Here is a 13,232-nt window from a genome sequence, read left to right as displayed (position 1 = left end):
CATATGGGGATATTGGTGCGTCCATCCTGACATTATTCTTCGGTATATCAAGACCTGTATGAACTGGTGAAGATCGTTCGCGCCCAGAATCTTTACGGTTTCGTACTAACCGGAGTTGTTTCAGATGAGCGTTGCTGCAGCCGGTCTTCCGACGGTTCTGATAGTAGATGATGATGAGAATCTTCTGGCTTCGGTATGCCGTTCTTTGTCCGGAAGCTTTAATTTAGTCAAATATATCAATGGTGAAGCCGCTCTGGAATGGTTATCCAAAAATCGTTCGGGTGTGAATATCATTGTAGCTGATCTGGTGATGCCGACGATTGATGGAATCAGCTTTCTGAAACGTGCATTTCGGTGCGCCCCCGATATTCCGAGGATTCTGCTAACCGGAAATATTTCGGCAGTTCCCATGCGTGAAGCAAACGGCCTGGCAAAAGTCAGTAAAATTCTGACAAAGCCGATTTCGATTTCGACCTTCAAGGAAGTGCTTTTCAAGACGATTGAGGACAAACGTAAAGAAAGTCATGCTGATCAACTCATTGCCGATACGTTGAATGAGCTTCTTGATCAATCCTTAGTCACAACCGCGTTCCAGCCCCGTGTCAGTGCCCAAGACTTTTCGCGAACGGGGGGCGAGGTTCTTTACCGAATGTCTGATGTGCATAAAGGTTATGATATCGGGAAAATCATCAGGCAGTGCCAAAATCAGCCTGTCATGGATCGTCTGATGATGTGTTTGATGGATATGACGATTAATTCAGCGCCTGTTTATCGCAAAATTCTGGGTTCAGGTGCACTGTTGTCACTTAATCTTGATTATGCCTCGGTTTGCAACAGCCAGTTCGTTCAGGCTTTGTCTGGCTTTGTTGCTGAAATGCAGAAATATGGTTTGGAAGTCGCGTTTGAAATTCATGAAATGCAGCTCGGCAAGATTGACGAAAATTTTATAAAGAACGCGAGGTTTCTCTCAGATTGCGGAATACGAATTTTTATTGATGGGTTTGGGGCTGATAAAGGGGCGTTGGAGTTGCTGCGCCACGAATTTTTTGTTGGCGTTAAACTTGATCGTCGATTGATTCGCCAGGTGATGGAAAATGACGATACGGGAAGGTTTATTTCTTGGATTGTCCAGATATGCCGACAGATTGATTATTCGGTCATCGCCACCGGCGTTGAAAATGAGGCAACAGCCCTTCGTCTCAGAAGTTATGGCGTTGATGAATTGCAGGGATATCTGTTTGGTATGCCACAACCGATTGAAGAACATATTCCAAGTATCTTTACGAAATGAACCGGCCATACAGCCATTTTTTCCGGTCCAGATATTGTTGTAACCCTTTGGCGTGACCAATGTGTAAATCAGTTTCGGAGTATAACTATGATGATGAAAACGATCATTAAATATACGATGGCTTTGTGTGTCATCGGTTTTCTCTCAACGGAAAACGCCCGAGCAGCGGGAAAGCTCATGCTCTCAAACACGGGCGGCGAAACGGTTACTGTCTCGTTTGAGGAGTTGACCAAGCTGCCTAGCACCGAGTTCTACACTTCGACCCCATGGACGGATGGTGTTCAGAAGTTTCAGGGTGTCGATTTCGACGTTCTGTTCGATACCTATGGCATCACCGCCGATACAGTCCGCGTTTCTGCGCTAAATGATTATAGCGTTATGGTTCCGGCTGGTGTCCTGCGTCGTGACAATGCCATCCTGGTTTATCGACTGAATGATGCGGAAATGTCGGTGCGAGACAAAGGGCCGTTTTGGGTTGTGTTCCCATATGACAGCGATACCCGTTTCCAGACTGATACCTATTGGTCTTATTCCGTCTGGCAGGTGAAGTCGATTGATGGGCAAAACTAGAAATTTTCTGTCAAAAATATCGAACAGGGCCATTTTTTCAATTTTGGCTCTGTTCGTTGTTCTTTATGGGGTTTTCTCGATCGCAATCGTAAGAAAGCTCGAAGATGAGAAATTTGCCTATCGCGAAAATTTTGCATGGGCAGTTTTCCAGATTCAGCGGCAGTTCCTCGAAATTGAACGATATATCGAGTATGCCCGTTCCGATGGCGTTGTTGACAGGGAGGAGCTTGAAAAGGTTTTACTGGAATACGAAATCTTTGTTAGCAGAACCCTGCTGGTCAAGCAGGGCGAAGGGTTTCAGGTTCTGGCGCAAATCCCGGAAGTTGCAGGTCTGCTAGAAACGCTTGATCAAAAGATTGCCCGCATTGATGACCGGATCGAAAGCGTATCGAATTCGACAGCATTGTTGGAATTCATCCACGAAGAACTAGAGTCGATCGACGATCCCCTGCAGCAGGCGGTGGTACGGACAACAAATTTTGTGTCGGTCTACAATGCAAGTAACATCGCAAGCGTAAAGTCGGACATAGAAATTCTTTCCTACCTATTCTTTTCCGGGATGATCGTGATGATCGGCCTGGCGATATTTGTTATTCGCCACCGTCAGCGTGCTTTTGCTGCTGATATTGATGCAAGGCGTGCCCGGCAGGAACAGGAAGTCATCGAAGAAGCGGCAGATTACGCAAAAATGCATGCTTTGGGGACTTTGGCGGGCGGGGTTGCGCATGAAATCAATACGCCTGCCCAATACATTCAGAACAATCTTGAATTCCTTTCTGACAGCTTTGACGATCTCGTTCATGCCATTCGCAAGGATGGGGGGGATGGGGCTGCCCGTCTCGAACTGGCGCCGGAACGGATCGATTTTATGGCCGAAGAAATACCACTTGCGATCCGCGAGAGTATTCAGGGGCTTGATCGGATAGCGGAAATTGTTCGTGGCATCCGAAAATTTGCCCATCCTGCAACGGACTCCGTGGAACGGATTTCCATCGCCGAGGAAATTGAAACAGCGATAACTTTGACACGTAATCAGGTCAAACATGTTGCCGAGCTTGAACAAAGCTATGACACGGACGTTACCGAAGTTGAAGGACGACGGAATCATTTGTCACAGGCCCTGATCAACCTGATCGTCAATGCTTCGCAGGCGATACGGGAATCGGGTCAACGCTCCGGTAAAATCAAACTTGATGTCACGTCGGACGCTGAGAATGTTTTCATCCGATTACGCGATAATGGCGGTGGTGTTCCCGAGGATTTACGAGATCGAATTTTCGATTATTTCTTCACGACGAAGGAACGGGGCGTTGGGACGGGGCAGGGTTTGCCGATATGTCGGAAATTGATTCAGGACGATTTTAACGGTGACCTGACCCTCTCCGCACCGGACGGCGAAGGGGCGGAATTCGTTATTCGAATTCCGAAACCTGGTGTTCGATCAACTGATGATGAAAGTGCGTTGAATTACACTGCGACCGATGAATTTTATGACACCCGGCCGTGATGTTTATGGTCGTCTGTATTGTTTGACCGGGATGCCTAGGATGTACGGTGATTGGTCAGGCTTGGTTATCGCCAAGTGGGGCACAATGACGTTCCCAATTCGCCCATTTTTGCTGGGCATCACAATGGGCGATGAAACCCGAAGCGTGATCATATTTTGCCGCCCGGATATGACGGTCATTGCCAAACTTGCGGGCAAAATGCTGGGCTGCATAAACGACTAAAAGAGACAGAGAGTCGCGGGTTGGCGCAGCTTCGGGGCGATGATGAAAAGCAATGTTTTCGATAATTTCGTGTTTGAAACCCCAGAGAGCGGCCAAGCATGCCGATACGGCAGGATGAGACACTCCAATCTCGCCGATCTCAGTGGAAATGATATCGCATTGATCGTCGTCGGCCTGCTTGCGGCTTAAAGCAACCTGATCGGGTATTACATGCTCCATCACATTCAGACCGATATGACACAGCAATGCTGCTGCCCGAACCAGATCAATTGTTTCTGAGGGCATGCCTTCAAGTCTTGCGATCCCGGCCGCCATATTGCCCAGAATAAGACAGCGATCTATTGGCTGGTCGATATCGTCAGGATCAAATCTGGTTTGCTGTCCATGCAAGGTCCAAATGACACATAGTGCCTTGATGGTTTCAAGGCCGAACAGGTCAATCAGGGTAACGAGATCCGGACCCTCCGTTGGCAGGATCAGCTTTTCGCGCCGCGCCATTTCGCATACCAGCATAATAAAACCAGGATTTTCAAAGGAGAATTCCTGTAGTTCGTTCTGACTGTGTGGTCCCTTATATTGCAGAATTGTATGAAGCCGGTGAAACACCGGGGGCCAGACAAGTTCAGCAGGCATGCGGTACAGAATATTGATCAGCTGGGGGTCTCGCAGATAATTGCGCAGTATCAGGCCACGTTCGATGGCATGAATAACGTCCTGATCACTGCAGGGCTTCATCAGGAAATGATGGGTTGCCGCAAGACCGGTCTGGATCGCCTGTTCATCGGCGTAGCCGGAAAGCAGGATGCGTGCGGTATCCGGATATTTCCGGGCAACAGACCGAAGCAATTCTGCACCGTCCATCTCGGGCATGCGCATGTCTGAAACAATGACATCTGCACTATGCTGATCCAGACTTACGAGTGCTTCTGCGCCGCTTGTACAAAACCGCAGTTTCCAATTGGGGCGTTTGGACACGATACGGCGGCGTAATCCGCTGAGGACATGGGGATCATCATCGACGAAAATGATTGAAGCGCTTTCTGGCATCCCGGCTCCTTCGTGGAAGGGTTCAGGCAATTGCAGCCATCAGGCTGGCAGCATCGCAGGGCTTTGACAATACAAATGCCGCTCCGACCGATACGGCTTCTTTACTCATATCCGGATCAAAAAAGCCGGTCAGCATGATCATGCGGGTACCCTCGGCATGTTTGATTTGTCTGCGCTTGATCTCATAGAGCGTTTCGATCCCCGACATGCCGGGCATCATGTAATCAATTAGTATGACGTCATAGCTTTGCTGTTTTCGGGATAGTTGCGCCATCATCTGAAGTGCGGCCTCACCGTTTTCTGCGACATCGACGGATTGTGCGCCGCCGCTGCGCAGAACCCTACGTATCGAGAAGCGGACTTCAATACTGTCGTCCACAATCAGGAACTTTTTCTGGGCGTTCGGTTTGCCAAAAGCATTGTCACCCTTACAGCGACGCAAGCCATCGGCAATGGCAATATCATTGTGGCTGTTGGATTTTATCGCGTTCATTTCTTAAACTCTAACCGTAATGGTGTCCTGAAGACCGGTTGATCAAAATGTTGGTTCAGCTGGTAGTCTTTTATGTGTGGATTTTACGCCGGTTGGTAAGGGGCACATATCCCTATATAGGGAGGGGAAATAAAAAAGGGCTGCCAGTAAAGGCAGCCCGAAGTCGTTGTTCAGGGAAGAGGAAAGATCGTCGCGTTAGGGCGAGCAGGATCAGAATTCGACACCGATCTTGCGATCTACCGAGTATTTGCCGCCGCCACGGATCAGGATCGAAAGCGCCATCAGGCCCCAGAAAAGTGGCATTTCAAACCCGGCATTGTTCCACGCATAACCGTTTGGCAGGTGAATGGTAATGGCAACCGCCATGAAGGCAATCACAGCGGCAGCCACCGGGCGGGTCAGCAGACCGATGGTCAGCATCAGACCACCCACGAATTCCAGAAGCCCGATCAGCAGTGCAAAAAGCAGACCCGGTGCAAAGCCGATGCTTTCAAGCCAGCCAGCGGTACCTTCAAGGCCATAGCCGCCAAAGGCACCAAACAGTTTCTGGGCACCGTGCGGCATCAGAAGAAGGCCGGTGGTGACGCGAACGATCACGGGTGACAGGGGTTCGAGTGCCGCCCAAAGATTGCCAAGGGCCGGGATGATCGTACGCGGTTTGGTGTTTGCAAGAGATGACATATTCATTCTCCATCGAAAAGTCGGACCGGGAAACCGGTTCAGGCGACCATGTCAAAAACAAGAGCTTCGGCTTCGGTTGCGTCGCTGAAAATCAGTTCGTCTTCGTCCCGGATGGCGGCACCATCGCCGGCCTTCAGGGTTTCGCCATTCACGCTCAGCATGCCGCGCGCTACCTGAACCCAGGCAATCCGGCCCGGTTCGATTTTATGGGATGCTGTTTCACCTTCACCGAGATGGGCAACGTAAAGATCAACATCCTGATGAATGGTGATCGATCCATCCCGGCCGGTGCGGCTGCCGATCAGTGACAGGCCCGAACCCGTATCGGAACGTGCGATTTCCTTTTCCTCGTAACCCGGTTCGAGGTTCGCTGCTTCTGGAATGACCCAAATCTGCAGGAAGTGCACCGGGTTTTCTTTCGAATGGTTGTATTCCGAATGACGGATACCCGTTCCGGCCGTCATGCGCTGCAGGCGGCCCGGGCGGATAACGGAACCGGTGCCAAGGCTGTCTTTGTGTTCAAGCGCGCCATCAAGCACATAGGAAATGATTTCCATATCCTTGTGGCCGTGAGTGTCAAAACCGGCACCGGGGATAACCCGGTCTTCGTTAATCACACGCAGCGGGCCCCAACCCATCCGTTTCGGATCGTAATAGTGACCGAAGGAAAAAGTGTGATGGGAGTCAAGCCAGCCAAACTGGGCGCGGCCACGGTCTGCGGATTTGATCTTGGTAATCATGTTGGTCTCCATCGCTGGGGTGTCGTTTGTTGGAGCCAGAATACGCTTTTCGCAAAAAGTGACAATTATCGTAATAATGTGCATACTGTCGCATAATCAGCGACAATAGAACAGATATAGGCATAGCGGAGCCCTTGGATGGACAAGCTTGGAAGCTTGCAAACCTTTGTAAAAGTTGTCGATGAAGGCAGTTTTGCTGCGGCGGCACGTGCGATTGGTCAATCACGGTCCCAGGTTAACCGGGCGGTCATTGCGCTTGAGGAAGATTTGGGGGTGCAGCTTCTGAACCGCACGACGCGTCAGGTTGCCGTCACGCCAAGCGGCCGGGCTTTTTATGACCGGGCCAAAGCCGTGCTTGCCGATTTGCATGAAGCAGAAGAAGCCATTCGCGAAAACCGCGAAACGCCATCGGGTGATATGCGCATCAATGCGCCGATGTCATTTGGCACGCTGCATCTGGGGCCTGCACTGGTTGATTTTGCCCGGCAATATCCTGACATCCGGGTCGAACTTGCCCTATCGGACCGTTTTATCGACCCGGTCGCGGACGGGTATGACATGACTGTGCGGATCAGTCAGCCCAGTGAAACACTGGCACTGATTGATCATGAAATCATTCCGATGAACCGGGTTTTGTGTGCTTCACCGGACTTCATCCGAAAGCATGGCGAACCGGAATCTCCGCGTGATCTTGCGACTTTGCCATGCCTGCATTACGGCAGCCTGCCAGCCGGTTCGAGCTGGAAGATGAACGGTCCGGACGGGCCGGTTTCCGTGCAGGTGAATGGCGTTTTCTGCTGCAACAATGCCGAAGTTCTGCGCGATGCAGCACTTGCCGATCTGGGTCTGGCATTATTGCCAACCTTCATTGCCGGGCCGGATTTGCAAAGTGGCAATCTGGTCAGTGTTTTGTGTGATTACAGCCCGCCGGAACTGTTTCTGTATCTGCTTTATCCGCCCAGCCGACAATTATCGGCACGTATCCGGCTTTTGGTCGATTTTATTTATGACCGTTTTGGCGGTCAGCCCCACTGGGATCTGGTGCAATAAAGAAGGGGCGGGAAATCCGAACCCTTGCAGTCCACGTACCAGATATTAGGTTTTGATCAGGCCCTGGTGGTACATGGATATGACGAGTTTTGGCATGCCGACCCTGATGATGGTGTCACATGGTAACAGCGGCAATGGCGGCGATCCTGCGGTGGCGCTGGCGGATGCCGTGCGTGATCATTGGGCAGGGCCGGTACGCCATGGCTATATGCGCAGTACACCGTCGGTTCCTGATCAACTGGCAAAGCTGAAGCGCGATCACGAGGCAGACGATCTGATCGTCTTTCCGTTGTTTTTCAGCGAAGGATATCTGGTTTTTGAGGAACTGCCGCGCAATTTGCGCGATGCCGGACTTGATCGTGCGGTTATCCTGCCGCCTGCAATCAACCTGCCGGGTTTTACGGCCATGGTTGCCCGCCATGTTCAGGCCGCCCTGTTGCGGCGCGGCTGGGATGGATCGGAAACATCGGTATTTCTGGTGCCGCATGGTCTGAAAACCCTGACCGAGCCACTGCCGGAAACCGTCAGATTTGCCAAAGAACTTTGCAGCGTCTGCGCCGGAAGCGAGATTTGCATTGGCAATATCGAAGGCGATCCGTCACTGCGGGACTGGCGAACAATCGGGTCGCGCAAGCATGCGCTGATTGTGCCGATGCTCGCAGGCGGTGGCATGCATGCCTGCACGGATTTACCGGAAATGATTGCTGCACAACCGGGCGAGACGATTGAAATACTCGCTCCGATTGGCGAATGGGCGGAATTGCCTGATCTGATTTTGGCAGAGGCAGCAAGGTTTGTGCGCCATAGGCCTGATCGATCAAAGGGGCTGCATCGCCCGATTGCCAAAAGCCGGGTCGAGAACGGCGCAGGCCTGATTTAAGGTCACGCGACCCGTTCAGCCAAGACCCGGTTTGACCTTGGTTTCGGATGCCTTTTTAAGCAGATAATCGCGGAATATTTTTGCCGAACTGGTCAGGGTATCTTCGCCGTCATGCACGATTAGCAACTGGCGTTTGGCCCAGTTATCGGCAATCGGTGCGCCGGAAATATTCATGTGATCAATGTAACCGGCAACCGAGCTTTGCCGCAGGAAGCCGATGCCAAGTCCGGCGGCGATCATCTGGCGCAAGGATCCAAAACGCATGACCTTGATATGCGGATGCATATCGTGATGCAGTTTTCCTGCCGCGTCGCTGATCAGATCATCAATCACACCGCCTTCATGCAGGGAAATGATGTCGTATTTTGCGGCTTCGGCAAAGGTAACCGGGGCCGGATTGGATGGATCGGGGATGAGCGGATGGCCCTTGGGGGTCACGACCCAGATCGGGTCGTCGCAAAAGACGTGGCTTGAAAGTCCCTGACAGGGGCCGTTATCGGCCATGATCGCCAGATCGGCACGGCCTTCGCGCACCGCATCAGATGACTCGCGCGATGTCAGTTCACGGACATCGACGGTCACATCGGGAAAATCACGTTGAAAATCGGCCAGAAAAGCAGGCAGTCCGGTGAGAATGGCCGAGGTCACGGCAGCAAGATAGATCTTGCCCTTTTCGCCGGTATTGAAATCGCGCAGCTCGTTTGACAGGTGATTAAGATCACCCAGCAGCTTTTCGCCGTAGCGCGCGAAAATCGCACCTTCTTCCGTCGGTTCGACACCGCGCGGCAAACGGCGCAGCAGCTTGACGCCAAGCATGGCTTCAAGTTCGCCGATGCGGCGACTTACAGCCGATGTCGCGATATGTTCGCGCCGGGCGGCTTCATTGATGCTTCCGGCGCGCACAATGGCGACAAACAACCGGATCGTGACGATATCAAACTTTTGCATTCAACCGTTTTCGGTTGTTTGGTTGAAACCGTCAAGGGCGATGAATTGACAGCATCTTTTGGATGCCAATCCTCAAACCCGCAGGGTCAGAGAGGGCGAATTAGCCCTCGACCTGACGCCATGCATTGTTCCACTCGGTCATCAGTTCATCATGGGTGCGTGCTTTCGACGCTTTCATGATCACGGCGACCTGAAGCGCATGAACAAGGTTGGTGAACCAGTTGACGCGAACTTCGCGTTCGATGGTGGTGGTGTCTTTAAGTGCAAGCGTTGCCATGGTTAGGTTCCTTTGCGTCTGGGGTGATTTCAGATGTACCAGACGCCGTTTGAACCCACTATTCTCGTTTCACCGCTATCCCGTTCTTGTTTGGAGAACGATAGATATAACTAATTGATATTAAATGATTAATTTATATCGCAATGCACAATATATTACCAAACGCGCATGGTCCAAAATGTTGGATTTATCTGCTATAGCTTACCAAACAGGATTTACCAGAGGTCGGCAACATGAGTGATGTGGATGACAATCTTGCCTGGGAACAGGCGCATGGTAGCGGGCTTCAGGCTTATCTGGGCTATCAGGTTGTTGAATGGGAAGAAGACCGTGCGGTGGTCGAGCTTGAAATCAGGGATCATCACCGCAATCGTGCGGGTATCCTGCATGGTGGCGTGATTGCAACCCTGATGGATACGGCGTCGGGCTGTGCCGTCTGTTACTGCGCTGTTCCGGGGAATGTCCGCAAATCGCTGACCCTGTCACTCACGACTAATTTCATTGGCATGGCAACTGGTGGCACGGTGCGGGTTGAGGGGCGCAAACAGGGTGGCGGGCGCAAGATCGTCTTTACCGAAGCCACCGCCTATAACGCGGCGGGCGAGGTGATCGCAATCGCGACCGGCACCTTCAAATACCATCGCGGCAGCGAGGACCCGAACGGGGTGCCGCGCGACGCATAGGGTTTATGAAAATACAGGACGGCCCCGTAGGGGCGCGGCCTTTGACGCTATGTAAAGCTTTTTCAAAAAGTTCTTGATTTGTTCTTTTAATTATGTCATAAGAGTCAAGTCAACGGGAGAAATGCACCCGGACCAAAACCCGTGAAGCGCCTTGTGCGCCTCGCGGTTTTTTGCGTTTGGGGCCGGATCGAAGAGGGGGGCAGGATGCAAGGGCAAAGATTGAGGCAGGGCAGCGGGGCAATCCGCAGGATATGGGGCGGCGGATGGCGGAGCCATTACGGCGGTGTTCCGCGCCGGTTCTAACACGCTTTTAACACCCTTATTTATCATGACGGGAGAGGTGCGTCTTATCGGGGAAGCGACCCCGAATTTGCCGAAAGTGGCAGCAATGGCAGCAGTGGCAGCAGTGATTTGTGGCCCGTCGGTGGTGGACAGGTTGGGGGCAGTGCGCCCGAAATCCGTCTGCTGGTGAAAATGACGAACGCCCGAAGTTTGTCCGGGCTCGGTGGTCGTGGCGTTGCCGGAAGAGCCGGAGCAGGCAGCGAGGCCGTGGGCGGTCAGTGGTCCGACTGTTGGCGGGGCTGGTGGAGGTCCGAGATTTGTCCAGTATTGCCGGAAGTTCTGCATCGCCGGAAGTCGCTGTGGAGGATTTGCTGGAAGAGGCAGCAGGGACGGCATCGGGCCGTCTATGAGCCGCTTATTGGTCGGGCTGTTGGAGGTGCGCTTTTGTTCGGGCAGGGCATTGGGTCTGTTTGCGGGAAAGTCACCCCTGTTGCCGTGCTTTCGGAGGCTGGCGTTCCTGTCCTGCCATTGTCTTTGGGATGATCCGGGCGTCCTCAACCGTTTCGTGACCGGTTATCAGGCAGAGGGACTTGCCTGATCTTTCTGCCGCTCAACGCAAAAGGGCGCGCCATTATGACGCGCCCTTGGCTGATTGATGGATATGGCCGGGATTATTTCGGCATCTGCCATTTGCCGTTTACAAGGCGCGGGATGTTGAGCGGGTTCGCGTCCTTGAGGGCTTCGGGCAGCAATGCGTCCGGGAAGGCCTGATAGGAGACCGGGCGGATGAAACGTTTGATCGCGAGCGACCCGACCGATGTTGCACGGGAATCCGTGCTTGCCGGATAGGGTCCGCCATGGACCATGGAATGACAGACTTCGACCCCGGTCGGCCAGCCATTGATCAGGATGCGGCCAGCACATTTTTCAAGGGCGGGGCGCAGTTTCCCGGCCAGTTCGGCATCGGCGTCAATCATATGGATGGTCGCGGTCAACTGCCCGATCAGGGTTGCCGACAGGGCAACCATTTCTTCGGGCGTGTCGCATTCGACAATGATGCCAGCCGGGCCGAACATTTCCTCGGCCAGTTCCGGGTTGGCCTGCCAGTCGGCAGCGGTGGTGCGGAAGATCGCCGGGCTGCCTTCGAACGGGCCGTCGCTGTCGCGGCGTTTAAGCGCGCAGGTTACCTTGGCGTGACCGGCCATGGCGTCGGTGACATGATGATAGGCGCTTGAAACGCGGTCGGTCAGCATGGCAGCACCGCCAACCTGACCGAGTTCGGCGGCAGCGGTTTCGACAAAGGCATCAAGGTCGGCACCTTTGAGTGCGATCAACAGACCCGGATTGGTGCAGAACTGGCCAACACCCATGGTGAGCGATCCGACCCAGCCCTTGGCGATTTCAACGGCCTTGGCACCCATGGCTTTGGGCATCAGGAAGACCGGGTTGTTGCTGCCGAGTTCGCCATAGAACGGGATTGGTTCCGGGCGGGAGACGGCAATATCAAACAGTGCACGACCGCCACCGGTCGAACCGGTGAAGCCAACCGCCTTGATCAGCGGATGGGCAACCAGTGCCTGACCGACCTTGCGGGTGCCGCCATGGATCAGGCTGAACACGCCTTTGGGCATGCCGGTTTTTTTAACCGCGGCTTCGATGGCCTTGGCAACGACTTCGGACGTGCCGGGGTGGGCAGCGTGGCCCTTGAACACGACCGGGCAACCGGCGGCCAGTGCCGATGCGGTGTCACCGCCCGCGGTCGAAAATGCCAGCGGGAAGTTAGACGCGCCGAAAACACCAACCGGGCCAAGTGCCTTATGCATGACGCGGATGTCGGGCTTTGGCAGGGGCTGACGATCTGGCTGGGCGGTTTCAATGCGGGCTTCGAACCATGATCCTTCTTCGATCCAGTCGGCAAAGAAGCGCAACTGACCCACGGTGCGGCCGCGCTCGCCGGTCAGGCGTGCCGCGGGCAGGGCTGATTCGAGATTGCCGATTTCGGTGATTTCATCGCCGCGTGCATCGATTTCATCGGCAATCGCGCGCAGGAAGGCCGCGCGTTTGGCCGGGAGCATCGCCGCAAATTCTTCGGCACAGGCATTTGCCGCCTGAACCGCCTGATCCACCAGTTCCTCGGTGCCGTGCTGGAACTTTGTTGGCAGTTTTTCGCCGGTCGACGGGTTGTCGGCCTGAAACACATCCGGACCGTTCAGCCATTCGCCTGCAATATAGTGCTGTCCATTCAGCATGGAGCCTCCTGTGGGGTTGGCGTGTTTGTATGATGATACCGTGCAAAGGGTTGGGCGGTGGATCTCGGTAATCCTGCAACGCCCGATTTACGCGGTTTTATTCGGCGGCAGCTTAAGAAATCGGGGATGGGATGTAAATATCATATTATATGACAAAAATGCCGTCGGCAGCCGCCAGTAAAGATTCAAACAGTTAAGCACTATTGGATAATTTATACAATTATAATTGGCCAGAGAAAGCTACGGGCGTGTGTGCCCGCGGCGGACATGGCAGTGAAAGACTGCCGTTTGGTCGGGGGGCTGATGCTTAC

General features: G+C 53.3%; 13 protein-coding genes. 6 read left to right on the top strand and 7 right to left on the bottom strand.

All coding sequences use genetic code 11. The annotated features are described in order from the left end of the window. Positions 1-124: 124 nt before the first annotated feature. The 3 genes from TH468_RS06040 to TH468_RS06030 all read left to right on the top strand — a co-directional run bounded on the left by TH468_RS06040 (position 125) and on the right by TH468_RS06030 (position 3,368). Positions 125-1,291, top strand: coding sequence for an EAL domain-containing protein (locus tag TH468_RS06040; RefSeq protein WP_085642654.1), 1,167 nt, complete (start codon positions 125-127; stop codon positions 1,289-1,291). A gap of 177 nt (positions 1,292-1,468) precedes the next feature. Continuing rightward, the gene (locus tag TH468_RS06035) at positions 1,469-1,861 is read left to right on the top strand and encodes a hypothetical protein (RefSeq protein WP_246832230.1); all 393 of its coding nucleotides are present in this window, start codon (positions 1,469-1,471) and stop codon (positions 1,859-1,861) included. A gap of 43 nt (positions 1,862-1,904) precedes the next feature. After that, the gene (locus TH468_RS06030; RefSeq protein WP_246832229.1) at positions 1,905-3,368 is read left to right on the top strand and encodes a sensor histidine kinase; all 1,464 of its coding nucleotides are present in this window, start codon (positions 1,905-1,907) and stop codon (positions 3,366-3,368) included. Between the two features lie 55 nt (positions 3,369-3,423). Here TH468_RS06030 and TH468_RS06025 read toward each other — a convergent pair whose 3' ends face one another. The 4 genes from TH468_RS06025 to TH468_RS06010 form a co-directional block, all read right to left on the bottom strand. After that, the gene (locus tag TH468_RS06025; protein WP_085642651.1) at positions 3,424-4,638 is read right to left on the bottom strand and encodes a response regulator; all 1,215 of its coding nucleotides are present in this window, start codon (positions 4,636-4,638) and stop codon (positions 3,424-3,426) included. Between the two features lie 22 nt (positions 4,639-4,660). Next, a complete protein-coding gene (locus tag TH468_RS06020; protein WP_085642650.1) occupies positions 4,661-5,131 on the bottom strand; it encodes a response regulator in 471 nt (156 codons plus the stop codon). 210 nt (positions 5,132-5,341) lie between these two features. Further along, positions 5,342-5,812: a DoxX family protein gene (locus TH468_RS06015; RefSeq protein WP_085643007.1), complete on the bottom strand. Its 471-nt coding sequence runs from the start codon at positions 5,810-5,812 to the stop codon at positions 5,342-5,344. Between the two features lie 38 nt (positions 5,813-5,850). Further along, a complete protein-coding gene (locus tag TH468_RS06010; protein WP_085643005.1) occupies positions 5,851-6,552 on the bottom strand; it encodes a pirin family protein in 702 nt (233 codons plus the stop codon). Positions 6,553-6,690: 138 nt separating this feature from the next. Between TH468_RS06010 and TH468_RS06005 the strand changes: the two genes are divergently transcribed. Both TH468_RS06005 and TH468_RS06000 read left to right on the top strand, forming a co-directional pair. Further along, on the top strand, positions 6,691-7,602 hold the full coding sequence (locus tag TH468_RS06005; protein ID WP_062950304.1) for a LysR family transcriptional regulator: 912 nt from the start codon (positions 6,691-6,693) through the stop codon (positions 7,600-7,602). A gap of 73 nt (positions 7,603-7,675) precedes the next feature. Further along, positions 7,676-8,482, top strand: coding sequence for a CbiX/SirB N-terminal domain-containing protein (locus TH468_RS06000; protein ID WP_246832228.1), 807 nt, complete (start codon positions 7,676-7,678; stop codon positions 8,480-8,482). 15 nt (positions 8,483-8,497) lie between these two features. On the opposite strand, the gene TH468_RS05995 is transcribed toward TH468_RS06000, so the two are convergent. Both TH468_RS05995 and TH468_RS21590 read right to left on the bottom strand, forming a co-directional pair. After that, entirely contained in the window at positions 8,498-9,430 is a 933-nt protein-coding gene (locus TH468_RS05995) for a LysR family transcriptional regulator (protein ID WP_085642649.1), read from the bottom strand. 100 nt (positions 9,431-9,530) lie between these two features. Continuing rightward, positions 9,531-9,707, bottom strand: coding sequence for a hypothetical protein (locus TH468_RS21590; protein ID WP_156484574.1), 177 nt, complete (start codon positions 9,705-9,707; stop codon positions 9,531-9,533). Positions 9,708-9,940: 233 nt separating this feature from the next. Here TH468_RS21590 and TH468_RS05990 point away from each other — a divergent pair, with 233 nt between their 5' ends. Then, complete coding sequence (locus TH468_RS05990) at positions 9,941-10,390, top strand: PaaI family thioesterase (protein ID WP_085642648.1); 450 nt, start codon at positions 9,941-9,943, stop codon at positions 10,388-10,390. 953 nt (positions 10,391-11,343) lie between these two features. On the opposite strand, the gene TH468_RS05985 is transcribed toward TH468_RS05990, so the two are convergent. Further along, positions 11,344-12,921 carry an aldehyde dehydrogenase (NADP(+)) gene (locus TH468_RS05985; protein WP_062960476.1) on the bottom strand — a complete coding sequence of 526 codons (1,578 nt, stop codon included), beginning with the start codon at positions 12,919-12,921 and terminating at the stop codon, positions 11,344-11,346. Between the last annotated feature and the right edge of the window lie 311 nt (positions 12,922-13,232).

It is taken from the genome of Thalassospira sp. MCCC 1A03138, assembly GCF_002115785.1.
Lineage (GTDB): Bacteria > Pseudomonadota > Alphaproteobacteria > Rhodospirillales > Thalassospiraceae > Thalassospira.
Note: the sequence above shows the minus strand (reverse complement) of the source record. Positions and strands in the feature narration are given on the sequence as shown.

Coding starts and splice junctions, on each gene's coding strand:
- TH468_RS06040 (WP_085642654.1), top strand. CDS start 125: ATGAGCGTTGCTGCAGCCGGTCTTCCGACGGTTCTGATAGTAGATGAT.
- TH468_RS06035 (WP_246832230.1), top strand. CDS start 1,469: ATGCTCTCAAACACGGGCGGCGAAACGGTTACTGTCTCGTTTGAGGAG.
- TH468_RS06025 (WP_085642651.1), bottom strand. CDS start 4,638: ATGCCAGAAAGCGCTTCAATCATTTTCGTCGATGATGATCCCCATGTC.
- TH468_RS06020 (WP_085642650.1), bottom strand. CDS start 5,131: ATGAACGCGATAAAATCCAACAGCCACAATGATATTGCCATTGCCGAT.
- TH468_RS06015 (WP_085643007.1), bottom strand. CDS start 5,812: ATGTCATCTCTTGCAAACACCAAACCGCGTACGATCATCCCGGCCCTT.
- TH468_RS06010 (WP_085643005.1), bottom strand. CDS start 6,552: ATGATTACCAAGATCAAATCCGCAGACCGTGGCCGCGCCCAGTTTGGC.
- TH468_RS06005 (WP_062950304.1), top strand. CDS start 6,691: ATGGACAAGCTTGGAAGCTTGCAAACCTTTGTAAAAGTTGTCGATGAA.
- TH468_RS06000 (WP_246832228.1), top strand. CDS start 7,676: ATGGATATGACGAGTTTTGGCATGCCGACCCTGATGATGGTGTCACAT.
- TH468_RS05995 (WP_085642649.1), bottom strand. CDS start 9,430: ATGCAAAAGTTTGATATCGTCACGATCCGGTTGTTTGTCGCCATTGTG.
- TH468_RS21590 (WP_156484574.1), bottom strand. CDS start 9,707: ATGGCAACGCTTGCACTTAAAGACACCACCACCATCGAACGCGAAGTT.
- TH468_RS05990 (WP_085642648.1), top strand. CDS start 9,941: ATGAGTGATGTGGATGACAATCTTGCCTGGGAACAGGCGCATGGTAGC.
- TH468_RS05985 (WP_062960476.1), bottom strand. CDS start 12,921: ATGCTGAATGGACAGCACTATATTGCAGGCGAATGGCTGAACGGTCCG.